This is a genomic window from Edaphobacter sp. 12200R-103 (assembly GCF_010093025.1).
In the GTDB taxonomy this organism is placed as follows: domain Bacteria; phylum Acidobacteriota; class Terriglobia; order Terriglobales; family Acidobacteriaceae; genus Edaphobacter.
Window position 1 is genome coordinate 1324302 of sequence record NZ_CP048114.1, and the last position, 23295, is coordinate 1347596.

The window sequence follows — 23295 nt, forward strand, 5'->3', positions numbered from 1 at the left end:
ACGGTATTAATCATACGTTCGACGCAAAAAAGAGAACCGCCCGAATTGTGGGCGGCTCTCTCAAGGTCAGAACTCGTTCGTTAGAGGGTCGATTCGATCTCGAATCCCCAGGCTTCCAGCAGAGCTTCCGGGATATACTTTGAATTCTTATTGCGGCGTGCCCATTCACGCAGCCGCGTCGACCGGATGTACTGGTCAGGGGTCAGTTTGAACTCTTTCACGACCTGCTCGAACGATGTTACCGTTGGGACGACAGGACCGATCGGCTCCGGCTTGCCCCAGTTCGGATTTCCACGACGTTTCGCCATAGTGTGCAAGTACCTCTTATATATGTTTGCTCAGGTTCCCTTCCGAGATGCGCGTCAAAGAAGGAAGGACTGTTGATAATTTTACGTTCTTAATCCTTGAAAATCAATGGGATTGTGCGCTAGAATCCCCCGCTCGCGGCCCTCTTCGCAACCTCTTTGGCTACGTCAGTTATGGAGCGCTTCGGCATAGAACCTTAGCAGATCGGCCTTCATCTGCCTCAGCGCGTCCACATTCAGGTAGACCATGTGACCCGCCGGATAGTAACCAAACTCCACGTTGCGGGCCAGCTGTGGAGGCAAGCTCATGTGGGTCAGATCGTACTCTGTTGCGAAAAACGGCGTTGCCAGGTCAAAGTACCCGTTTGCGGAGAACACCTTCAGCGAGGGGTTCTTGCGCATAGCATCAGCCAGGTCGAGCGCCGTGTCGGGAACCGGCAACGGGCGCCGGCCCTGTCCGGGAGCCTCGTGCTTGAAGTCCCATGCCTGGTTCACGCCCGGCCCTGACGTGTAATAGGTCTCCTGACTCATGTACTTCAGCTCTTTCTGAACATAGTCGTGGAAGGCTCCGAGAAAGGCCCCACTGATGCCAGTGTCGGAGGGATCGAAACCGGGGGTCTCACCCGCAGCATCTGGGTCCCACCCCATAAAACGGGCGTCGTAGCGCCCCAGGGTGCGGGAATCGTCCCGCAGCAACTCCTCGCGGAACCTCCCGGGAGTGATGCGGAGTCTGGTCTGCTTCAAATACTCGACCTTCAGGCCTGTCAGCGCGGAGAGCTCCCGAGCAACCGAGTCGAACTCGGCCTGCGGGATATGGTCGCCTTTGGACAGCGCCTCGGCATAGGGGCCGCGGGCAAATTCTCGGGCATGCTCGACCCAATCGGATAAGGATTCCGTCGTCTTCACCTTCTTGTAGTAGTAGCCTATCGCAGCAAACGACGGTAAATATCCAATATTTTCAATATCATAGCCAGGATTCCGAATGCCATAGTTGAGGATCGAGGAGAGCAGGACGACTCCGTTGAAAGGCATCCCATCGTTCTGCAGAGCGGCCGCCAGTCCTGCGGCGCGGGTGGTGCCGTATGACTCTCCAAAGAGGAACTTTGGGGAACTCCACCGCTGATTGGCGGTGACATATCGCTCGATGAAGCGCCGGAAGGCACGAATGTCCTGGTCGGTTCCGGCGAAATCTTTCATGGTTCCCTTGCCTACGGCACGCGAAAAGCCGCAGAGCGGAGCATCGATGAAGACAAGGTCAGTTTTGTCGAGCAGGCTGTATTCGTTAGGCACCCACCGATAGGGAGCCGGTCCAGTTGCCTCAGGGCTTCTGGTCTCTACCCGCACCGGCCCGAAGGATCCCATGTGCAGCCAGATGGTCGCGGCTCCCGGACCTCCGTTGAAGAAGAACGTGACCGGGCGGGTCCTGGCATCGGCGCCATCCTGCGTATAGGCGACGTAAAAGATGCTGGCATTCGGGTGGTCCTGATCGTCGCGGATGAGAAGATTGCCCGCCGTCGCCGTGTAGTGAATGACCTGGCCGTTGAGGGTAAGATCGTGCTTGGTGACGGAGTTGGTCTCGGGCGGAACGGGGACGGTCGCCTCTTGTTTCGGCCTGTCGTCCTGCACCTTTGGTTCGCTCTGCTGCGGCCGGTTCTCCTGGCTTGCGGCGAGCGGCGCAGTCGAGGACATGGCAATCAGTAAGACCGCACCCACCGAACGCGAAAGCTTCCCAAAGTTCAATCAGGATCCCTCTGTATGAAGATGGTTGACACTGAAGCTCTTTCCCATCATAACGTCATCCCTGTGCTCAGCCAGGCAATCGAATCGTCATGGATTGAGATCTGGGATGGCGGCCAGGAAGAGACGAAGGCGCCAATGAGTGTTTCAATGTTCGATGCAGCCTGAAGGCTGATGACCGGCAGGCCGGACGGGGAGGGCGTTTTGCAGAAATATCTGTATGTCGCCATCGGAGGTGCGTTGGGATCACTGGCCCGCTTCTGCATCGGCTCCTACGTGACAAACCGGCTGGGGACGCGGTTTCCTTATGGCACGCTGATCATCAACATCACTGCGTGTGCGATCCTGGGTTTCTGCCTTACTCTGATGGACCGGCGCGGGGAGATTCACACAGCGTGGAGATTTCTCATTCCCATCGGCTTTGTCGGAGCTTACAGCACGTTTTCTACCTTTGAGTGGGAGGCTTATTCAAGCCTGGAGATGGGCACCTTCTTTATCGCGGCCCTGTATATAACGGCCAGTGTTCTGCTGGGATTATTCGCGGTGTGGTGCGGAATTTTCATCGCAAAGCTGCTGTCGTGATGGAGCACACACATCCGATAGAACGGAGGAGATATGTTGAACGCCGGAAAGGCAGTCAAGGTATCCATCTATGTGAGCGAGGGATCGACCCATCACGGAGCTTCGACCTACTCCACGATTCTCGATTTTCTCTTCTTCCGCGGTATTGCCGGAGCCACGGTATTCAAGGGTATAGCAGGCTTTGGCGCGGACCATCACCTGCATTCCACCAGCCTGATCGATATCTCCGACCGGCTCCCGCTAAAGATCGAGTTCATTGAGACGCCGGAGAAGGTGGACGAGATCCTGGGTAAATTGCAGGAGATGGTCGGTTCCGGGATGATCGAGGTGCAAGAGACGACGATCGTCAAAGCGCCTCAGACTTCCGTGGCGGCTCCTGCACTTTCCACCCCGGTAAAGATCGAGGGCAAGGCCCGGATGATGCGCATCTTTATCGGCGAGAGCGACCGCTGGCAGGGTAAGCCGCTCTATGAGGCGCTGGTAAGCGCGCTGCGCGCACATGATCTGGCCGGAGTCACGGTTCACAGGGGAATTCTTGGGTACGGCGCTCATCGCCGCGTCCATAAGGACAAGCCGCTGCATCTTTCACGAGACGGATCTATTCTGTTGTCTGTGATCGATACGGAGGAGAAGCTGCAATCGTTTCTTCCTATCATCGAAAGCATGGTGATCGAGGGTCTCGTCGTGCTCTCAGACGTGGACATCATCAAATATTCTCATCGCACGCTGGAGACCGATGAGGGAGGCTCACCGACCGAGCCTGCCAAGTTATGAGTTGCTGCATGGACACCGCATGCAGCTTGCGTTGCGCTGCAAATGCCTGATAACCTTTTACCAACCTAGAAGGCGATGGGGTACCGCCTTGAACCGCCAGTTCGCACGGAACTGAGCTGATGACTCCTACATTTCTGTAGGAGGTTTCTTTTGCCTAAATACCGTTCTCGAATCGCTGGCGACCAGGTGCGCCTCCTGGTGGATCTTGCGCGTTGGGTCCCGATCGCCAGCGCTGTCGGAATCATGGCGGGCTCGGCGTCGGCGTTGCTGCTCGATTCACTGACTCTGGCGACGAATGTACGCGAGAGCCATCGCTGGCTGATTCTGTTTCTGGCGCCCGCCGGATTATTGGTTGGCTATCTGTATAAGGTCTTCGGCAGTTCGGTCGAAGCGGGAAACAACCTCATCCTGGAAGAGGTTCACGATCCGAAGGCAGTCATTCCCGTCCGCATGACTCCGCTGGTTCTGCTGGGGACATTTATGAGTCACCTGTTTGGAGGCTCGGCCGGGCGCGAGGGGACGGCGATCCAGACAGGCGCCTCGCTGGCCGATCAGCTTACCCGTCCTTTAGGACTAAGCGCGCGCGACCGCCGTATCCTGCTGATGTCAGGGATCAGTGCGGGCTTCGGCTCCGTCTTCGGCACGCCGCTGGCCGGCGCTATCTTCGGAATCGAAGTGCTTGCTTTCGGAACCGTCAGCTACGACGCCATTGCACCATGCTTTATAGCCGCCTTCATCGGCGACCTCGTCACAAAAGCCTGGGGGGTGCATCACACAATCTTCACTGTAGCCGAGGTTCCTGCGCTTCACGTCAGCGGCATCTTCTATTCGATGATTGCCGGGGTCGTCTTCGGGCTGGTCGCGATGGCATTTGCTAAAACAACCCATGGCGTCTCCCATCTTTCGCGCCGGTTCGTCTCGTTCGCTCCGATGCGCCCGTTCGTCGGCGGAATCATTGTGAGCGCGACCGTGTTCCTGATGGGAACGACGAAGTACATCGGCCTGGGAATCCCGACCATCGTCGCCTCCTTCCATACAAAGCTGCCTCCGTATGACTTCGCGGTGAAATCCATCCTGACCTCGCTTACGCTGGGAACTGGCTTCAAGGGGGGCGAGGTCACTCCGTTGTTCTTTATCGGCTCCACATTGGGGAACTCGCTCTCCCGTATTCTGCCCCTTCCCTCTTCCCTGCTCGCAGGCATGGGGTTTGTCGCGGTCTTTGCGGGTGCGGCAAACACACCCATCGCCTCCACTCTGATGGCCGTGGAGCTGTTTGGAGCCGAGGCGGGGGCATATGCCGCCATCGCCTGTGTGCTCAGCTACCTTTTCTCCGGTCACTCGGGCATCTATCACGCCCAGCGCGTCGGCAGGAGCAAACATATCAGCGCCGTTGCTGAAGAAGGCCTCTCGCTGGCGCTCGTCTCCAAGATGCGGGAGAGCGCTTCTCCCCGTGCGCAAGAGGCAATTGACGAAGACGAACTCCAGGAGATGCTGGACATCGAAGAGGCGGAAGAAACCGACAGCATCGCCGGCCACTGAAGGACGAGCGCCAGCCCTACCTGCTGGAAAGTCCCTCCCTCAATTGCGGAGGAACTTTTGCATCTTCAGGATTAGGATTGTCCTAAGAGCGATGGCGGGCATACACTCCTGCCATGCGACGCTCAACGATTGCCCTACTCGTCCTGCTTCTTGCCGTGGCCGCACTCCCGCACTCTGTCTTTGCCCAGGAGTGGGCGAAGACCCGCCTCGATGCGTCACCCCGTCATCGTGAGTACGTCACCCTGAAGCACGACGGCCGTTCCGTGCAGGCTTTCGTCGTCTACCCGGAGGTCAACCGCAAGACTCCGGTCATCGTTCTTATCCATGAGATCTTCGGGCTCTCGGACTGGGCGAAGGAGATGGCCGACGAGCTCGCAGGGGCCGGCTACATTGTCATCGCTCCCGATCTGCTCTCCGGCACCGGTCCTGGAGGCGGCGGAACGGATTCCTACTCCGGCATGGACGCCATCACAAAGGCTGTTTCAGGCCTTGATCCCAACACCGTCAACGCGGACCTGGATGCTGCGGCGGACTATGGCGAGCGGCTTCCCGCCTCGAACGGAACTGTTGTAACCGTTGGCTTCTGCTGGGGAGGCGGCAAGTCGTTCGCCTTCGCCACGCACCGCAAGGACCTGGCAGCAGCGTTCGTCTTCTACGGCCCTCCCCCTTCGGAGTTCTCGACGATCACGGCACCCGTATATGGCTTTTACGCAGGCAATGATGCGCGCATTGGAGCGACCGTGCCTGCCACCGCCACCGGAATGAAGGCAGCGGGAAAAAAGTTCGAACACGTGATGTACGATGGAGCGGGCCACGGCTTTATGCGCGCAGGTGAAGATCCCGCCAACACCAATCCGGCCAACAAGACGGCTCGGGACAAAGCATTCGCTCGGCTCACTTCATTACTCAAAGCCCTGCCGGGCGGCTCAGCGGCTGTCGTCGGCCCTGCATCGAACATCTCGGCACCCCGGATGGCTAAATCTGAGGTCTCGTGCCATGCGGCAGGCGATTCGGCTGCGATAATGTAAGGGTGCCCGTTTCGTTGAATACTTCGCTCCAGGACCAGCTTGATCGCATCACCCAGAACACCCGTGCGCTCGTTCAGCCTGAACGTCTCGCCTTCTCCGAGAAGACTGTAGCCGAGCTGTTCGCAACGGGAATTGAAGACCGTGCTCTCAGGCCCGGCTCGCAGGCGCCCTCGTTCTCCCTGCCGGACGCCCGCACCGGCAAGCTTGTTCACTCCGCTGACCTGGTTGCGCTGGGACCGCTCGTCATCAAATTCTTTCGCGGCCGCTGGTGCCCGTACTGCGTGACTGAGCTTGAGACGTGGCGTGACCTGGGCGATGAAGTTCGCAGGCGCGGAGCACTGCTGGTCGCCATCTCCCCGCAGGCGCCGCGGCAAAACGCCTTCATGCTCGACCAGCATGAACTAACCTTCCCCCTGCTGACGGACGCGGGATGTGCAATCGCCGAGCAATTCGGCATCGCATATACCATCACTCCCGAACATCGCCGCTACTTCCAGTCCATCCTGGTGAACATCCCCTATAATCACGCCGGATTGAGCTACAACACTGCTACCGAGGAGAGCTGGCGGCTGCCTCTGCCTGCAACCTTCATTGTGAAGCGGAATAATACAATCACCTTCACAGAGGCTCATGCAGACTTTCGTGTACGTCCGGAGCCCTCTGAGGTTTTGGCCGCACTCGACGTCGTCTAGCTTGCAACGCATTCGGAAGGCCGTAAAGCGCGCGATTCTCGAACCATCGATCACCATATCGCGTTGAAAAGGCTACAAGGCCATCCTTCCATCCTCACTGTTATAGTCATCTTCGATGACTAACCTTTCGTACTCACGCCGACGTTTTCTTCGTAACAGCTCACTGGCCATCGCAGCAGTTTCGACATTCCCAGGACGGCTTTTGGCACAGGGCTCTGCGGCAACTCTCAGGCTGGGCTCCGGCGAACCCAAGATTGTCATTCCGATGGACTTCATCGGCCTTTCGTATGAGGCGATGCAGTTGGAAGATCCCACTTTCTTTTCTCCAAAGAACACCAGCCTTATCGCCCAGTTCAAAGCCATCAGTCCTCGTGGCGTTCTTCGTCTCGGCGGCAACACCAGCGAATTCGGGTGGTGGAAGGCGACGCCATCGAGTCAGGCTCCTGTGCGCACGCATCGCAAGGCCGATAACGGCGAGCCACCACCAACGACGATCTTTGCCATTACGCCTGAGGCAATACGCAACCTCGACGGATTCCTCCGCGCCACTGGCTGGACCTGCATCTACGGCCTGAACCTCGGCTTCGGAAGCGCTGAGGCAGATATTCCCGAGGCGCAGTTCGTCGCGCAGACACTTGGCCCTCGCCTTCAATATTTCCAGTTGGGGAACGAAGTTGACATGTTCAACCGCCACCTGCGCAATCCGAAAACATGGGGAGTGGATGAATATCTGAAGGAGTGGGTGCCGCTTGCGCTCGCCGTACAGAGGGCCGTTCCCGGCGCGAAGTTCGGGATGCCTGACGTCGCCTCCGACGTTAGCTGGCTCCCAAAGATTGCCGACCGGTGGCAATCGCTTCCAGAGCGGCCGAACGTCATTACGCTGTCACATCATTACTACTGGGGTGGACCTCCTGCCAATCCCAAAGTCAATATCGAACGGCTGCTGCGACCATCTCCTGCCGTCGCAGAGAAGGCCTCACTGGCGCGCGAAGCAGCTACGAAGATGGGCGTTCCCTTTCGCATGACCGAAGGCAACACCGTATACCAGGGTGGCAAGCCGGGTCTGAGCGATGTCTTCGCTGCGGCGCTCTGGGGAGCGGACTACCTGTTTGAGCTGATGTCGCTCGGCTACAGCGGTGTGAACCTGCACGGCGGCAGCGGACATGCGCAGGCCGTCTCCGTTGGAGGCTTCCTGCGAGGTGAGCAGTTGATGAAAGATCCTAACGCTCCACATCCCAAGCCGTTCTACACGCCAATCGCCAACGAAGGCACCCTCGCAGGAAGCGGCGTGAATGGCAAGCTCAACAACAAGTATGTACTGGAACCGGTCGGGTACGGCATGAAGTTCGCCGCCCGGTTTGCGGGCGCTGCCATGCTTCCACTGGACTTCAATCCCGGTGATGTAAACGCCACTGCCTACGCTGCACGGCAGGCAAACAGCAAGGTCTTGATCGCAATCCTGAACAAGGATGCTTCAAAGGACCTCGACATCTCTATTCCACCCGCAGAGGTAATCGAAGTGATGAGCGGAAAGTCGCTCGATCAGGCTGACACGCACCTGTCCCACGGTGGCCACGGAGTCAAAATCTCCAAGTCTGGAAAAAGTCATATCGTCATGGTGCCTGCACACACAGGAGTGATAATTCAACTACGCTGAAAGCGTTAACAGGTGTCACCGGCAAAAGGTTCCCCCATCGGGGGAACCTTTTTGCTACGAAAACCTCTTTCTTTACTTGTTTCTGCGATAGCGTTCGATCAGATTCGTCGTCGAGCTGTCATGCTCCAGCTTCGGCTCATCCTTTGCCTCCAGTTCGCCCAGGATCTTCGTCGCCAGCACCTTGCCCAGCTCAACGCCCCACTGATCGAACGAGTCGATGTTCCAAACCACTCCCTGCGTGAACACCGCGTGCTCATAAAGCGCGACCAGTTTGCCCAGCACGGCAGGCGTCAGTACATCCACTAAGATCGTGTTCGATGGACGGTTGCCTTCAAACACACGATGCGGAACCAGCCAGTCCGGTGTTCCCTCGGCCTTGACCTGCTCGGCCGTTTTGCCGAAGGCCAGCGCCTCGGCCTGCGCGAACACGTTGGCCATCAGCATGTCGTGATGCCGTCCCAGGGGATTTAGCGTCTTGTAGAACCCGATGAAGTCGCACGGAATCAGCCGCGTTCCCTGGTGGATCAGCTGGTAGAACGAGTGCTGCCCGTTGGTGCCCGGCTCACCCCAGTAGATCTGGCCGGTCTGGTAATTCACGGTTGCGCCATCCAGAGTCACGTGCTTGCCATTGGACTCCATGGTGAGCTGCTGCAGGTAGGCAGGAAAACGCTTCAGGTATTGTTCATAGGGCAGCACGGCCTGCGTCTGCGCGTCGAAGAACTCCGTATACCAGATCGTCAGCAGGCCCAATAGTGCCGGCAGATTCTTTTCGATGGGAGTGGTCCGGAAGTGCACATCCATCGCGTGGAAGCCATCCAGCATCTCGCGGAAATGCTTCGGCCCGATTGCGATCATCGTCGAAAGACCGATCGCCGAATCCATCGAGTAGCGTCCGCCGACCCAGTCCCAGAATCCGAACATATTGGCTGTATCGATGCCAAACTTCTCAACCTCCTTTGCGTTGGTTGAAATAGCTACAAAGTGCTTGGCCACCGCCTTCTCATCCCCCAGAGACTTCAGGGCCCACTCGCGCGCGGTGTGAGCGTTCGTCATCGTCTCAAGAGTGGTGAAGGTCTTCGAGGCTACGAGAAACAGCGTCTCCTCCGCATTCAGATCCTGCACCGCCTCGGCGAAGTCCGTGCCATCCACGTTGGAGACGAACCGGAAGGTCAGATCACGCTGCGAGTAGTGCTTAAGCGCCTCATACGCCATCACCGGCCCTAAGTCAGAACCGCCGATGCCGATGTTCACAACATTCTTGATGCGTTTGCCTGTATGACCCTTCCACTCGCCTGACCGGACCTTGTCGGCAAATGCCGCCATTTTGTCCAGGACTTCGTGGACTCCGGGAACGACGTCCTCTCCATCCACGAGGATCTTCTCCCCCTTCGGAGCGCGTAGAGCGACGTGCAACACCGCACGGTTCTCCGTGATGTTGATCTTTTCCCCAGTAAACATCGCCTCGGTGCGCGCCTTCAGCCCCGAGTCCTCGGCCAGTTGCACCAGCAGCTTTAAGGTTTCATCGGTGACGCGGTTCTTCGAATAATCCAGAAAGATCCCTTCGGCCTGTGCCGTCAGCCGTTCTCCGCGGGACGAATCCTCTGCAAACAGCTCGCGCAGATGCCTTCTGCGAATCTGTTCCGCATGGGCGCCAAGCGCTTTCCAGGCTGGACGATCGGTAAGGGATGGGTGCTTGGGTGGCGTAGGCATGCGTCTATCTCTCCTCTGTTATCTAAGCTCTTATTTATGGACTGTGATGATCGATGACCCCAAAAGGAAACACGCGTCGGCTGTATCTTCTCACAGGCACACCACCCTCCGCATAAACAGCATGGACTTGCGAACGAGGCACATGTGCGTTTATCGTAAGAGTGGTCCGGCTATCGCCCCTTCTCCGTCGCGAACCGCCTGGCCGGAAAGGGATCCCATGAGTACCACCGCGCGCCGTCCGCTTTCTCCTGAAATTCCTCAGCCCCCTGTACCGCCCCTACCGCCCGCACAAAAACAGACACCGGCAGCCTCGCTGGATGTTTTTACCGGAGATCCTAACTTCATGACCTCGCTCGCGCGAGGTCTTATCGTTATCCAGGCCTTTACCCAGCAGAACCCGCAAATGACGATTTCGCAGCTGAGCGTGCGCACCGGACTTTCGCGCGCCGCCGTGCGTCGCTGCCTGTACACGCTCACCAAACTCGGCTTTGCGGGAGCCGAGGACGGTTCGCGCTACTCCCTACGTCCGCGCATGCTGACGCTGTCGCATACCTACACTGCTTCGAGCACGCTGTCCTCTGCCGCTCAGCCCATCCTTGAACGCATGTCGGCCGCATTGCGCGAATCATTCTCCGTAGCCACGCTCGATGGTGACGACATTGTCTATGTGGCACGAAGCACGGTCAACCGCGTCATGGCCGTCGATCTGCACATCGGAAGCCGCCTGCCTGCATACTGCACCAGCATGGGCCGCATCCTGCTTGCGTATCTTCCCCAGGAGCAGATCGAAACCTATCTGGCGCGCGTCAACCTTGTTCCGCACACTACACGCACGGTTACCTCCGTCGAGAAACTGCGGATGCTGTTGCGTAACATTCGCCGCAACGGATACGCTCTCTGTGACCAGGAGTACGAAGTAGGGCTGCGCTCTCTCGCCGTCCCCGTCTTCTCTCCCAATGGACGCGCCGTGGCGACTCTCAATCTGAGCGGAAGCGCGCCGCGCCTTTCGACGCTCGAGATGCAGACCCGTTTCCTGTCACATCTTCGCAACGCAGCATCGGAACTGGCCGTCTTTCTGCGCTGAATTAGTGTCACGCAGCACTTCAAAAATACAAGGATTCCTCGCATCGATCATTCTGAACGAATCGAAGGATCCCTGTATTTTTACGGTTCAGATAGAAGCTGAGGTCGCCGGCGCCACACAACGCACAAACGTAGCTCCCTGCTCGGCATCCACAATCACCTGTCCGGTGCCTTCCGGGATCACTACAGCCTTGCCTGGCTCAAGCTCAACCTCACTGCCAGGGGTCACCACCCAGGCCTTCCCTCTGAGGCCGACGAGACAGGCAGGGCCTTCCAGAGTCAGGCTCTGCTCCACCGCACGTCCCAGCTCAAACCGATCAACGACGAAATACTTCTGCTCGATCAACCGGATAAAGCCCGCCATCTCTTTCGGCGCAACTTTACCCGCCTGTGTCTTTGGCTTGATGACCTTCAGCCCCTGCTCCAGGTGCAGCTCGCGAGGACGCCCATAATCGTACAGGCGATAGGTCACATCACTGGTCTGCTGGGTCTCGAGCAGAACCACGCCGGGCCCGATGGCATGCACCGTGCCAGCATCGACAAAGAGCATGTCTCCCACGCTCACCGGAACCTTCTCGATCAGAGACTCCATCGTGTTATCTGCAACTGAAGCGGCCAGCATCTTTGCGTCGACACCAGGTTTCAAGCCCAACATGACGAAAGCGCCGGGTTCTGCGTCCAGCACATACCAGCACTCTGTCTTGCCGCGAGTCTCTCCGGCAGCCTGTGCCTGGGCGTCATCCGGGTGCACCTGGACTGACAGCTTCTCATTGGGAAAGAGCAGCTTCACCAGCAGAGGAAATTCGCCGCCCATCTGCGGACCCAACTCCGCGAGCGTCTTGCCGGCAAGCTCTCCTTCTTCAACGACGCACTGCGGCCCTGTGAGCCATGCCTCTCCTACCAGCTCCGTCGTGCCGGTATCTTCGTACCACGGCTTCAAACTCTTTCTTCCCCAGGGCCGGGGGCTGAACCACGGCTTCAGGCGAAACGGCGAAACTTCCATCACTCCTCCATCCATCTTTCCAGAACCTGTCATCGTATTTTGTTGAGACAGGGCTAACGGGTTGCTGCCTTCCGCAACGTCTCCGCTGCCGACTCCGGCGTAATGTCCCTCTGCGGCGACCCCAGCAGCTCGAACCCCACCATGAACTTTCGTACCATAGCCGAGCGCAGGAGCGGCGGGTAAAAGTGCAGATGAAAGTGCCACTCCGGATGTTCCTTCCCCTCGCAGGGCTGCGGGTGCAGTCCCATCGAATAAGGAAATGGCGTATCGAAGACCTTGTCGTACGTCGAGGTTACTGCTTTTAGAATAGCCGCCAGGTCGTCGCGCTCCGTATCCGTCATCGCAGCCAGATCGGCGATATGCCTTACGGGAAGAATGATCACCTCGAAGGGCCACACTGCCCAGAAAGGGACCAGAGCCACAAAGCTGGCATTGGAAGTAACGATGCGCTCGCCGCGTGCAACCTCCATCTCGCGGTAGGCACACAGCAGGCAGCAGCCATGCTCGCTTAAATAGGCTTGCTGAGCAGCCTGCTCCACTAGCGCCTCATTGGGAACTGAGCGGGACGCCCAGATCTGGCCGTGCGGGTGGGGATTGCTCGCGCCCATCATCGCCCCGCGGTTCTCGAAGACCTGAACGTAACGGATATCGTCGCGCGCACCCAACTCCCGGGTCTGCGCATCCCACAGATCGACAACCTGGCGAATGTCCGTGACTTCCATACGGGCCAGCGTGAGATCGTGTCGCGGAGAAAAGCATAGGACGCGGCAGATGCCGCTCTCGCCTTCGGCGACCAGCAAGCCTCGTTCCTCCTCATCCATGGAAAACAGAGGCGCGTCCGGCTTCAATGCGGCAAAGTCATTCTCAAAGACATACGTGCTGGTGTAGTTGTCGGTTCTATGGCCGCCTGCGCGCATATTGCCCGGGCAGAGATAGCAATCGGGATCGTATTGGAGAGCCGTAGTCTGGGCCGGTTTCTCCATCTGTCCTTGCCAGGGGCGCTGCGTGCGGTGCGGCGAAACCAGCACCCACTCGCGTTTGAGCGGATTGAAGCGACGGTGAGGGTTCTGCAGCGCTAACGGGTTCAAGCAACACCGCCTTTCTTCGCCAATGCCAGAGCACCATCGGCCGGTTCGCAGATAAAGCAATCAGCTTCGATCTTTGTCGCTTGCGCGTACTCGCGCTGAACCGCGGAGACAAACGCCTCCGCCTCCGAAGCCTTCACGATATTTACCGTGCAGCCTCCGAAGCCGCCTCCCGTAATTCTTGCCCCGATGCATCCCGATTGTCTGAGAGCGATCTCAACCAGCGTATCGACTTCCTCGCAGCTTGCGGCGAAATCGTCGCGCATGCTCGTGTGAGCCTTCACCATCAGTTCTCCGAAACGCGGCATATCGCTCTCCAGCAGAGCGTCGCGGGCCTGCAGAACACGCTCATTCTCAGTAATGATGTGCCTACATCGCGCAAAGCTCTCCGGAGACATCCTGTCCCGGCAGGCGCCCAGGTCAGCCAGCGTGGCGTCACGCAGCAGCGCTACCCCGCACTCTTGCTGCAACACAGCCTGCCCCGCTTCAACCTCATCACGGCGATTGCCATACTCGCCGGTGGCAACCGCGTGCCTCACCATAGAATTGGCAATTACAACCCGAACATCGTCGGGAAGAGGCAGCAGATCGAACTCGAGCGAACGCGTATCCAGCATCATGGCGCGATGCGCCACGGCTCCGGCGACGACGAACTGGTCCATGATCCCGCTCTTCGCACCGACAAATTCATTCTCGGCCCTACGACAGAGCGTGGCCAGCTTCGCCAGGGGAAGCGTCGACTCGCTGAGAGACAGGATTGCCATCGCTGCGGCTACCTCGACCGACGCCGAGGAGCTCAGGCCAGCTCCCAGGGGGACATCGCCGGAAAGCGTTATGTTGAATCCCCCGAAGCGAATGCCCTCTTTCCAGAGGCTCCACGCTACTCCTGCCGGGTAGTCGCTCCAGTGCCCCTGTCGCCCGCGCTCAAGACTCTTCAGGTCAAAGATGGTCTCTTCGCCGTAGTTATGGGAGTAAAACGCGAGCCGTTTGTCTTCCCGCGGGCTGATGACCGCGATCGTCTGAAAGTCGATGGCCATCGGCATCACAAGACCGCCGGTATAGTCGGTGTGTTCCCCAATCAGATTGACCCGTGCCGGCGCGCGAAAGAGCTTTCCCGGCTGGCCAAAATGATCTTCATGCGCAGTCTGTACTGCTTTGTCCGTCAACTTCATTCACTTATCCGAAAGGCTCCCGATAGTTGGCAAACCTTCTTCATCCTATCGTTTGTCCGGCAGAAGCACCCACCTGTTTTCGTAAAAGCACCGGTTTACTCTTCCCGAAGCACCTCAAGTGGCTTTTGCCCCAGCACACGAAAACTGGCTCCCCAGCCTGTCGCCACGGTGGCGGCCGCGGTCAGCAAGAGCACAGCGACGTTCCACCCCCAGTGGAAATGATAGGTAACAGACATTCTGCCCAGCAGAATACGAGCAACGATATTGGCAAAGGCGATTCCGACAAGGCCGGCAACCAGGCCGAGCACTGCAAATTCGATCGAAAATACAGCCGCAATTCTTCCTCTGGTGGCGCCCAGGGTCTTTAAAACAACGACCTCACGAATACGACGATAGCGGGTTCCGGCCACGGCGCTGGCGAGAATGACGATGCCCGCAAATACGCTGAAGGCCGCGAGAAACTGGATTACATAGGTGATCTGGATAACGACGGAACGCACCGTCTCAAGTGCCTGCGCAACATTGATAACCGTCACGGTCGGAAAGGCATGATAGAGCGCACGCTGCAACTCTCCTACGCGCCTGGGATCGGAGTGGACCCCACCGTACCAGACCACCGGCAGCCCCTTGAGAGTAGAAGGGGGGAGGATAAACTCCGCGCGCGCATAGGTATGCTGTCCATCAGCCTTGGTCAGAGCGACGACCGTGGCGACGAATTCAGAGTCCTGGGCGGCGAAGGTGATCTTTGATCCGACATGGACGCCAAGCCGATCGGCCTGACGCTTCGCAATTGCGACTACCGGCTTCTGCTGTTCAGCACTCCACCAGGACCCCTCTTCCACAGTAGTCCCCGCCGGAGGAGCATCGAACGAGGTCAGCGAGATCGACCGCAGCATCCGCTTCGGAAAGTTCTTCAACTTCAGCTCGGTCGCAGGCACGCCATCGATTGCAAGAATGCGAGACGAGACGACAGGAAGAAGCTCCGAGGCAGCGGTGACGCTCGGTTGGGAGCGCAGCAGCTTCTCGACGCCCGCAACTTCCCTGCTGGTGATGTCGATCAGGAAGACGTTCGGAAGATTCGGTGCGCTGGACAGGTGCAGTTCGTGCACGACCGCCTTCTGGACCAGGAAGACAGACATGATCTGCATCACCCCCAACCCGACCGCAGCCAGCAGAGCCGCTGATGGATTGCCCGGCCGATAAAGGTTGGCGAGTCCATGGCGCACCGCCGACGGAAGCCGAAGACGCGTCTTTGCCAGAAACTTCCGTAAGCCCGCGAGCAAGAGAGCGCAGGCTGCAAGAAGAACTATTAAAACAGCCACCAGGCCCAGCGCAAAGACCTGGCCAACCATGGCTGAGTCTGAGAGCGTTGCAGCAATGGCGGCCAGGCCGGTGACGATCAGCACCACGGCGACGATCTGAACGGCGTTCTCTTTAAGCCGCTTCTTGACCGCAGAGATAAACGGATCGGAACTTTCGTCTACAGTCCTGCGCAAGATCAGAATGGGACGTACGGAACGAATATCGAGAAGAGGTGGAAGTGTGAACAGAAGGGTAGTCAGGACTCCGACACCAAGCCCCGTAGCGACCGCCTGAGACTGCACGTGCAATGCCGTGGATACACCCAGCAGCTTACCCAGAAAATACGGAAAGGCCATTTGCACCAATCCGCCGAACGCCACACCGAGAATGCCTCCAAGCAATCCCAGCAACAGGGTTTGAATCAGATAGATCCGGATAATCTCAGCCGACCCGGCGCCCAGGGATTTCATGATCGCGATGGTATCGAGCCTCTGTTCCAGATGCGCCCGCATCGCCATCGCTACGCCGACCGCGCCAAGCACAAGAGCCACCAGGCTCATCAAGGAAAGCAGGCTGGTCGCCCGATCGAGCCCCCGTGTAAGCGCCGGGTTGGTCTCGCGGTAGTCGATCACCTGCGACTCGGGCAGCAGCTTCTCCAGACGCTCCTTCAGGTCCGCAACCGTTTTATCCGAGATGGGAGTGCCGTCCTTCGGTTTCGGCAGCTCGAAGAGGTATCTCTGACCTGCATGGCTTCCCGGGGCGAGCAAACCGCTGGCGTCAAGTCCGGTGCGCGTGATGAAGACACGCGGCCCGGCAGCAAAGTTTCCGGAGAGGCGGTCTGGCTCGTTCACCACAATAGCGGCGATGCGAAAGATCCGACTTCCAATCTTAAGCGAGTCTCCTATGTTCAGGTGCAGTCGTACCAGCAGATCGTCCGCAACGACAACGGTATCGTCGTGTAGAACATCCTTCAGACTTCCCGCGGGCTGCAACTGGACGTCGCCGTAAAAGGGATACAGGGATGGATCGACCGCCTTCAACGAGACCAGCAGAGGATCAAGGGTCTTCGCGGAACTGGCCATCGAGAGCATTTCGGTGACCGGCGTCATCTGGACGGACTCCGCCTCTATCGCATCCAGCCCCTTCTGCTCCTGCGGGGTCGGCTGCTGGAACATCCGGGCCGAAAGATCGGCCGCCATGATGGAGCGGGCGCGATCCAGCAGCGCAGCGCGGAAGGTGGAGGAGAAACCGCGCACTCCCGTAAGCGCCGCAACCCCGATCGCGACCGAGAGAACGACGAAGAAGAATTTTCCTCGCGAGAAATGCAGCTCACGAATCGCGATCTTGAGTGCCGAACGGTAGGAGAGCGAGGCCATCTTATTTTTCCACCGTCAGGGAGACGGGCTGCTGAATCTCGTCCGAGATTACGCTGCCGTCGCGCAGCACAATGCGCCGGTCGGCGTACCCGGCAAGAACTGGATCGTGCGTTACCAGCACCAACGTCGTACCCAGCGTGCGATTCAGGTGCAGCAGCAAGTCCAGCACATGCGCTCCATTGGTCGTATCCAGATTGCCGGTAGGCTCATCGGCAAGAACGATGGGCGGTCGCAGAATGAATGCCCGCGCCAACGCGACCCGCTGCTGCTCGCCTCCGGAGAGTTGGACGGGGTAATGATCCAGGCGGTCGCTCAATCCCACGCTTTCCAGCAGTTCCCGTGCCCGCCGCTGCCCCTCGTTGGCGTCTGCGCTTTCTGCATTCAACTCATAAGGAAGGAGAACGTTCTCGAGTGCCGTGAGCGTAGGAACAAGCTGGTAGGACTGAAAGACGAAACCGACGGTTCTGCCACGAACTTTGGCAAGCTTGTCTTCAGGAAGATAAGAGATTGAGATCCCATTGAGACGAACTTCGCCAGCACTGGGAGTATCCAGTCCCGCAAGCAATCCCAAAAGCGTCGATTTTCCGCTGCCGGAGGCGCCCATGATGGCCACAAACTGCCCGCGCGCGACCGTGAAGCTGATCCCCTTGAGGATATCGACCGTCCGAGCGCCGTTCCGGATGGACTTACGCAAATCCTGGACCTCGATCATGGTGGCTGCTTCGGTCACTCTCTGCTCCCCTGCTCGGCCTGAGCTTCTTTGATAGATTCGTAGCAATGCGGCGCGTTGCAATTGTTCCTATACTAGCGGCTCTCCTGGTCTGTCTCTCAGGCTGCCGCTCCAGCCGGCCCACACAGCCGGAAACTTCGTCTCAGAGGCCATCGGAGCCGTCCACGATGCCTACAGCCGTCGAGCCGCCACCGGAACCTTCTCCCAGGCAGGATTCGCGGCCGCGGATCGTCTGCTTCGGCGACAGCCTGACGGCAGGCTATGGCACCGATCCCGGCCAGGCATATCCCGACTATCTACAGACTCTGCTCGATCAAAAGGGATATGAGTATCGCGTCGTGAACGCGGGCATCAGCGGCAATACCAGCAAGGATGGCGTCGCAAGGGTGGACCATATCGTCGCCATGAAGCCAGATATCGTCGTCGTGGAGTTTGGCGGAAATGACGGTCTGCGCGGCCTCCGGATCGCCGATACCCGGGCCAATCTCGACAAGATCCTCTCCACACTCAACCAAAGTGGGACAAAAGTCGTTCTTGCAGGTATTACGCTGCCCCCTGACTACGGCCAGGACTACATTCGCCAGTTCGACGAGAGCTATACCCTGCTGGCGAAAAAGTACCACGTCCCCATGATTCCCTTCCTGCTCAAAGGAGTCTTTGGCGTAGATGGCATGATGCAGGCCGACCGGACACACGCGACAGCGGCGGGCAATAAAGTGGTCGCGGAAAACGTTCGCGCGCTGATTCAGCCTCTGATGAAGAAGCCCTCTATCCGATCACAACGATAGGCTGCACCAGCGTACCGGCGATACGTCGTCCGATGGCCAGCAGATCAACCGGACTGGTAAAGATCTTCACCAGCGGGGACCGCGAGAAATCCGGCACATTGACCTGCATCCCATTCCGCAGCCTTCCAGCGGTCTGTTCGTCGACCGTCACGCTGGGGATCTCAGGAAGCAGCATGCGCGGATGTGGAAGCCTCGCCGCGATCTCAGGAGGAGACAGAGTTTTCAGTGCCTCTACACTCAGCGCATGATCGAGCGTAAAGGACCCCGCCCGCGTTCGGCGGAGCGATGACAGATGCGCTCCGCACCCGGCAAGCTGTCCAAGTTCGTGCGCTACAGAGCGCACGTAACCGCCGGCAGAGACGTGGATCGTAAAGCTCGCCTCATCTCCATCCAGCGAGAGCAGCTGAAAGTCGTGAACCGTGATGCGAGCCGCCTTGACGGGAACCTCGGCTCCTGCGCGAGCCAGCTTGTGCGCGGGAACCCCCTGAATCTTTTTTGCGGAGTAGATAGGAGGCACCTGGTCGATCTCGCCATGAAACCTCTCAGCCAGTTTCCGTAGCTGCTCCAGGTCCATCTCCAGAGGCGCTGGAGAAGATGTGGGTTCGCCTTCCGCATCAAAGCTGTCCGTCGAATAGCCGAAACGGATTCGGCCCTCGTACCACTTCTCCGATTGCCCGAAGAACTGGGCCAGGCGGGTGTATTTTCCCATCAGCAGGGGCAAAACTCCAGTTGCCATCGGGTCCAGGGTTCCCAGGTGCCCAATGGAACGCTCCCCTGTTGCCCGCCGGACGATTGCGACCACATCGTGCGAAGTCATGCCGGCAGGCTTATCCATCACTAACAAACCATTCATTCCATTGCCTAGTCTACTGGCTCGCCCTCCCCGCACGTGCGGTAAAACAAACGTTTTTCGGTACTTTCGTAAGCGGCAGAGGTCCTCTAGAAAGCGCTGCCGTTTCTGCGCACGAGCGAGAGAAACTCGTTGCGCGTCTGAAGCTGGGTTTTGAAGACGCCCAGCATGGCCGAGGTGACGGTAAGCGAGTGCTGTTTCTCGACTCCACGCATCATCATGCACAGGTGCTGCGCCTCCAGAATGACGGCTACGCCCTGAGGATCAATTGCCTCGGTGATCGCCTCGCCGATCTGCCGCGTCAGCCGCTCCTGCACCTGCAGCCGACGGGCAAAGACGTCCACCAGGCGTGGAATCTTGCTCAGGCCAATGACCTTGCCGTTGGGCACATACGCAACGTGCGCCTTGCCGAAGAACGGCAACATGTGGTGCTCGCACATCGAGAAGAACTCCACGTCCTTGACGATGACCATCTCGTCATAGTCGACATCGAACAGCGCCGCATGCAGCACGTCGGCGATATCCATCTTGTAGCCCCGGGTCAGGAAGGCCAGCGCCCTCTCCATGCGCTCCGGCGTGCGAATAAGGCCGTCGCGCGTGGGATCCTCGCCGATGCGGATCAAAAGCTCTCGGTAGAGGTCCTGCGTGGAGGCATCAGAGAGCGAAGCCTTTTCCAGTGTCGTTTCAGTGCTGATCATGTCCGGGCCTTTCTTGTGAGATTACGTCAGCGGGATTCTCAGCCGTCGCCAGCGTAGTCAAAGGAGTTATTGCCGGTCTCTTCAATATGGATGCGCTCCAGGTGTGCACCCGGAAAACCTGCAAAGATGCGATATACCTCAATAGATAGATTCTCCGTGGTCGAGACACGATACGCAAAGCACTCCAGTTCGTTCAGATTGGTGTGATCGAACCGTTCCAGAAGATTCTTCTGCGCAAAGGCATCCAGGTCGGCCAGGTTGCAGACCATTCCCGTCACCGGATCGACCCTGCCGCTCACGGTCACCTCGACCGTGTAATTGTGGCCATGCCCATGAGGATTGTTGCACTTACCGTAGACCTCGCGATTGCGTTCCTCCGCATAGGCCGGGCTGTTCAGCCGATGCGACGCGCTGAAGTGATAGCGGCGCGAGAGATAGGCCTTCATTCCTGCTCCCCGTAAAAGTCCGCAAACAGGTCCGGCATCTCGTAGACGCGAACGCGATGCAGCCGCGCGTTCGGAATCTTGTCCGCCAGCCTGTTCCAGATGGCGATCGCGATATTTTCGGTCGTCGGGATGCTCTCACGGAACTCCGGCACCTCAAGATTGAGATGGCGATGATCGTAGACCCGGATCACCTCATGCTCGAGGATGTCTTTGAGTTGCTTGAGGTCCACAACGAATCCCGAGACGGGGTCGACTTCGCCAGCGACCGTCACCTCAACGGTGTAGTTGTGCCCATGGCCGTTGCGATTTGCGCATTTGCCGAAGACCTTCAGATTCTCGTCTTCCGACCAGTCATCGACCCAGTAGAAGTGCGCGGAGGAGAACTCTGCCTTGCGTGTAAGAAAGATCATCTCGCCTCTTCTTCTAGTTTATGCCTCCGGGCTCTAAGCGAGCGAGAGCGCCCATGTCAGCTTCCCGTCGGATAGCTGCGCCCTTTCCAGACCACACTGCGCCGAATCTTGTGATGCAGCGTGCTCCGAACCAGCAAAAAGACGAACAACGGCACGCCGAGAATCGAAATTGCCACATCGGTATACGGAAAGTTCGATCGCGCCACACGGCCGTAAAACCGCCAGAGCGTTCTAAGCCACAGGAGTATAAGGATCCAGCGCTGCCAGCTGACGAGCCACGGAATCCCGAGCGCAAGCAGAGGCAGACCGAAGTAGAGAGCAACGTCGAGAACACGCCACGCAGCCAGGTAGATAGGCCGGGGAAAGAGAACCGCGAGGTTCTTGGTCCATCCTTCGATCATGTCGCGGGTGGTGCGATACATGCGCGTAGAAAGCGCGTCCGGAGCATAGCGAAAGCGGATGATCCGCTTGCTCTGCTTGATCGTGCGGGCCAGAGCGACGTCTTCAAGGACATCCGCGGCCACGGCGTGATGCCCCCCGATGGCAAAGTAGGCCTCACGCTCGACCAGCAGAAACTGACCGTTGGCCGCGGCGATGCTCCGTTTGGGGTCGTTGATCTCCGGCATGCGATAGACGCTGGCAAGCTCCGAGAAGACCAGCGGCATCACCGCCCGCTGCCAGAAGCCCGTGACAATCTGCCGGGGAGAATACGACAGAAGAACGGCATGGTGAACCTCCGCCTCGCGGATCGATCGCGACAGGTCGCCTGGCTCGTGAACCGTGTCAGCGTCGGTAAAGAGCAGCCAGCGGCCTCGCGCCTGTCGAGCTGCAGCCCAGCAGGCATTATTCTTCCCTGTAAAACGGATTGCATCCGCCGACAGCTCCGGAGCCTCGATGACACGGACTCCGGGATGCTCCTGGGCCATGGCAGAGGCGATGGATCGCGTCAGGTCGGTCGAGTGATCGTCGACCACGATCAGTTCCCACCGGCGCCCTAGCTCAAATCCTGGTTCTGACTGGCTTACCAGGGAGGCGAGACAGGCCGGCAGCGAAAGCTCCTCGTTTCTGGCGGGAACAATGACGGAAAGCTCCAGTCCGGCATTTCCGTCGTATTCGTCAACACCTTCGGTCACAAGTTCGTATTATAGAAATGTGGAGCGTTCATTGCGGAAGACGCGGAAGATATGGATCGGTCTGGCCCTGCTGCTGGCCCTGGTGGGCTGCGATCGCGGCCAGCACCCTCGGCAGGTTGAGAAAAAGGCGCCAACTTTTTCCATCAGCAACGATTCCGGGTCGGTGGACCTTTCGAAGTATCGCGGCAAGATTGTCGTGCTTAATTTCTGGGCGACCTGGTGCCCTCCCTGCATCGAAGAACTGCCTACCCTGATGGAGCTTCAGAGCAGGATGCCGCAGGTCGCAGTGATTGCTGTCAGCACTGACGAAGATGCCGATGCGTATAAACGCTTCCTCGCCGACCACCATCTCAACCTTACGACTGTTCGCGACGGCCAGCAGCGCATCAGCTCCATGTACGGGACCTTCCGCTACCCGGAAACCTATGTGATCGACCGCAATGGCATTCTGCGCAGAAAGTTCATCGGGCCGCAGACCTGGACCAGCCCGGAGATCGTGGACTATCTCTCGAAGCTTTAAGGCTAACCTATCGTGCCGCCGCACGATGAGGCACCCAGACGTCCCGGATATCAAAGGAGCGCATACCGGCGCGTGAAGCAGCCTCCAGACCCTCATTCGAGTCCTCGAACACCACTACCCGCTCCGGAGCCACGCGCATACGGTGCGCCGCCTCCAGATAGACATCAGGAGCTGGCTTGGCACGCTTCACCTCTCCAGCAGTCACAATGGTGTAGAAAAGCGGACGCAGTCGAGTGGCAATCAGTGTCGCTTCCACGTTCTTTCTTACACCGTTCGAGGCGACAGCCATAGGCACAACGCCGAACCAGTGGCGGGCCACGTCGGTAACGACCCGAATCTCTTCAATGAGGTGAAGATTCGCCAGGAATACCTCGTTCACCGCGCGATAGAAGTCTTCGCGCACAAAGGACTCGACCTTGAAATCCGCCTCGTAGGCGTCCAGAAGATCGTCAGGTCCCAACCCGTGGCGGGAGCTGTACCACTCCGGATTCATCGTCAGGCCCAGCGGAGCCAGCGCCTGCTGCATGGAGTACAGATGTGCCGGCGCACTGTCGACGAGAGTACCGTCGCAGTCAAAGACCAGGGCGTCGAAGCTTCCCCTCTCCAGTTCGAAGGCCATTTCATAATTCTACCGGGTAGCAGAGAACACTACCCGGCAGGACATCTTCTGATCTC

The 23295-nt window shown here is 58.5% G+C and carries 24 protein-coding genes and 1 riboswitch; of the genes, 10 read left to right on the forward strand and 14 right to left on the reverse strand.

The window, feature by feature from the left end; genetic code table 11:
- Nucleotides 1-80: 80 nt before the first annotated feature.
- Together GWR55_RS05560 and GWR55_RS05565 are read right to left on the reverse strand one after the other, a co-directional pair.
- On the reverse strand, nucleotides 81-308 hold the full coding sequence (locus GWR55_RS05560) for a hypothetical protein (protein ID WP_020713518.1): 228 nt from the start codon (nucleotides 306-308) through the stop codon (nucleotides 81-83).
- Between the two features lie 165 nt (nucleotides 309-473).
- On the reverse strand, nucleotides 474-1994 hold the full coding sequence (locus GWR55_RS05565; RefSeq protein ID WP_162401374.1) for a S10 family peptidase: 1521 nt from the start codon (nucleotides 1992-1994) through the stop codon (nucleotides 474-476).
- Nucleotides 1995-2060: 66 nt separating this feature from the next.
- Between GWR55_RS05565 and GWR55_RS05570 the strand changes: the two genes are divergently transcribed.
- From GWR55_RS05570 to GWR55_RS05600, 7 genes are all read left to right on the forward strand, one after another.
- On the forward strand, nucleotides 2061-2210 hold the full coding sequence (locus GWR55_RS05570; RefSeq protein WP_162401375.1) for a hypothetical protein: 150 nt from the start codon (nucleotides 2061-2063) through the stop codon (nucleotides 2208-2210).
- A gap of 36 nt (nucleotides 2211-2246) precedes the next feature.
- Nucleotides 2247-2624 (forward strand): fluoride efflux transporter CrcB, encoded by a 378-nt coding sequence (gene crcB, locus GWR55_RS05575; protein ID WP_162401376.1) that lies wholly within the window; start codon nucleotides 2247-2249, stop codon nucleotides 2622-2624.
- A 33-nt stretch (nucleotides 2625-2657) separates the two neighbouring features.
- Entirely contained in the window at nucleotides 2658-3398 is a 741-nt protein-coding gene (locus GWR55_RS05580) for a DUF190 domain-containing protein (RefSeq protein WP_162401377.1), read from the forward strand.
- 62 nt (nucleotides 3399-3460) lie between these two features.
- A riboswitch (Fluoride riboswitch) is annotated at nucleotides 3461-3534 on the forward strand.
- 14 nt (nucleotides 3535-3548) lie between these two features.
- Complete coding sequence (locus tag GWR55_RS05585) at nucleotides 3549-4937, forward strand: voltage-gated chloride channel family protein (protein WP_238398662.1); 1389 nt, start codon at nucleotides 3549-3551, stop codon at nucleotides 4935-4937.
- Nucleotides 4938-5050: 113 nt separating this feature from the next.
- Nucleotides 5051-5965, forward strand: coding sequence for a dienelactone hydrolase family protein (locus GWR55_RS05590; RefSeq protein ID WP_162401378.1), 915 nt, complete (start codon nucleotides 5051-5053; stop codon nucleotides 5963-5965).
- Nucleotides 5966-5967: 2 nt separating this feature from the next.
- Nucleotides 5968-6657: a peroxiredoxin-like family protein gene (locus GWR55_RS05595; RefSeq protein WP_162401379.1), complete on the forward strand. Its 690-nt coding sequence runs from the start codon at nucleotides 5968-5970 to the stop codon at nucleotides 6655-6657.
- A gap of 115 nt (nucleotides 6658-6772) precedes the next feature.
- On the forward strand, nucleotides 6773-8314 hold the full coding sequence (locus tag GWR55_RS05600) for a hypothetical protein (protein ID WP_162401380.1): 1542 nt from the start codon (nucleotides 6773-6775) through the stop codon (nucleotides 8312-8314).
- 72 nt (nucleotides 8315-8386) lie between these two features.
- Here GWR55_RS05600 and pgi read toward each other — a convergent pair whose 3' ends face one another.
- Nucleotides 8387-10024 (reverse strand): glucose-6-phosphate isomerase, encoded by a 1638-nt coding sequence (gene pgi, locus GWR55_RS05605; RefSeq protein ID WP_162401381.1) that lies wholly within the window; start codon nucleotides 10022-10024, stop codon nucleotides 8387-8389.
- A 217-nt stretch (nucleotides 10025-10241) separates the two neighbouring features.
- Between pgi and GWR55_RS05610 the strand changes: the two genes are divergently transcribed.
- Nucleotides 10242-11108: an IclR family transcriptional regulator C-terminal domain-containing protein gene (locus GWR55_RS05610; RefSeq protein WP_162401382.1), complete on the forward strand. Its 867-nt coding sequence runs from the start codon at nucleotides 10242-10244 to the stop codon at nucleotides 11106-11108.
- 87 nt (nucleotides 11109-11195) lie between these two features.
- Here GWR55_RS05610 and GWR55_RS05615 read toward each other — a convergent pair whose 3' ends face one another.
- The 5 genes from GWR55_RS05615 to GWR55_RS05635 all read right to left on the reverse strand — a co-directional run bounded on the left by GWR55_RS05615 (nucleotide 11196) and on the right by GWR55_RS05635 (nucleotide 17757).
- A complete protein-coding gene (locus GWR55_RS05615; protein ID WP_238398663.1) occupies nucleotides 11196-12143 on the reverse strand; it encodes a type I phosphomannose isomerase catalytic subunit in 948 nt (315 codons plus the stop codon).
- Nucleotides 12144-12163: 20 nt separating this feature from the next.
- Entirely contained in the window at nucleotides 12164-13198 is a 1035-nt protein-coding gene (locus tag GWR55_RS05620; protein ID WP_162401383.1) for a UDP-glucose--hexose-1-phosphate uridylyltransferase, read from the reverse strand.
- On the reverse strand, nucleotides 13195-14367 hold the full coding sequence (gene galK, locus GWR55_RS05625; RefSeq protein WP_162401384.1) for a galactokinase: 1173 nt from the start codon (nucleotides 14365-14367) through the stop codon (nucleotides 13195-13197). Before galK ends, GWR55_RS05620 begins: the two co-directional genes overlap by 4 nt.
- A gap of 95 nt (nucleotides 14368-14462) precedes the next feature.
- Nucleotides 14463-17045 carry an ABC transporter permease gene (locus tag GWR55_RS05630; RefSeq protein ID WP_162401385.1) on the reverse strand — a complete coding sequence of 861 codons (2583 nt, stop codon included), beginning with the start codon at nucleotides 17043-17045 and terminating at the stop codon, nucleotides 14463-14465.
- Between the two features lies 1 nt (nucleotide 17046).
- Entirely contained in the window at nucleotides 17047-17757 is a 711-nt protein-coding gene (locus GWR55_RS05635) for an ABC transporter ATP-binding protein (protein ID WP_162403793.1), read from the reverse strand.
- A gap of 185 nt (nucleotides 17758-17942) precedes the next feature.
- Between GWR55_RS05635 and GWR55_RS05640 the strand changes: the two genes are divergently transcribed.
- Entirely contained in the window at nucleotides 17943-18563 is a 621-nt protein-coding gene (locus GWR55_RS05640; RefSeq protein WP_238398664.1) for an arylesterase, read from the forward strand.
- Here GWR55_RS05640 and truB read toward each other — a convergent pair.
- The 5 genes from truB to GWR55_RS05665 all read right to left on the reverse strand — a co-directional run bounded on the left by truB (nucleotide 18544) and on the right by GWR55_RS05665 (nucleotide 22100).
- Complete coding sequence (gene truB, locus GWR55_RS05645) at nucleotides 18544-19416, reverse strand: tRNA pseudouridine(55) synthase TruB (RefSeq protein ID WP_162401387.1); 873 nt, start codon at nucleotides 19414-19416, stop codon at nucleotides 18544-18546. The two genes, GWR55_RS05640 and truB, sit on opposite strands and share 20 nt — an antisense overlap.
- Nucleotides 19417-19502: 86 nt before the next feature.
- Nucleotides 19503-20111: a GTP cyclohydrolase I FolE gene (gene folE, locus GWR55_RS05650; RefSeq protein WP_162401388.1), complete on the reverse strand. Its 609-nt coding sequence runs from the start codon at nucleotides 20109-20111 to the stop codon at nucleotides 19503-19505.
- Between the two features lie 38 nt (nucleotides 20112-20149).
- Nucleotides 20150-20557, reverse strand: coding sequence for a 6-carboxytetrahydropterin synthase (locus tag GWR55_RS05655; RefSeq protein WP_162401389.1), 408 nt, complete (start codon nucleotides 20555-20557; stop codon nucleotides 20150-20152).
- Entirely contained in the window at nucleotides 20554-20967 is a 414-nt protein-coding gene (locus tag GWR55_RS05660; RefSeq protein ID WP_162401390.1) for a 6-carboxytetrahydropterin synthase, read from the reverse strand. Before GWR55_RS05660 ends, GWR55_RS05655 begins: the two co-directional genes overlap by 4 nt.
- Before the next feature lie 56 nt (nucleotides 20968-21023).
- The gene (locus GWR55_RS05665; RefSeq protein ID WP_162401391.1) at nucleotides 21024-22100 is read right to left on the reverse strand and encodes a glycosyltransferase family 2 protein; all 1077 of its coding nucleotides are present in this window, start codon (nucleotides 22098-22100) and stop codon (nucleotides 21024-21026) included.
- A gap of 19 nt (nucleotides 22101-22119) precedes the next feature.
- On the opposite strand from GWR55_RS05665, the gene GWR55_RS05670 reads away from it, so the two are divergent.
- Nucleotides 22120-22620, forward strand: a complete 501-nt coding sequence (locus GWR55_RS05670) for a TlpA disulfide reductase family protein (protein ID WP_238398665.1) — start codon at nucleotides 22120-22122, stop codon at nucleotides 22618-22620.
- 7 nt (nucleotides 22621-22627) lie between these two features.
- Here the strand turns inward: GWR55_RS05670 and GWR55_RS05675 are convergent, their stop codons facing one another.
- Nucleotides 22628-23239 (reverse strand): HAD family phosphatase, encoded by a 612-nt coding sequence (locus GWR55_RS05675; RefSeq protein WP_162401393.1) that lies wholly within the window; start codon nucleotides 23237-23239, stop codon nucleotides 22628-22630.
- Nucleotides 23240-23295: the final 56 nt, after the last annotated feature.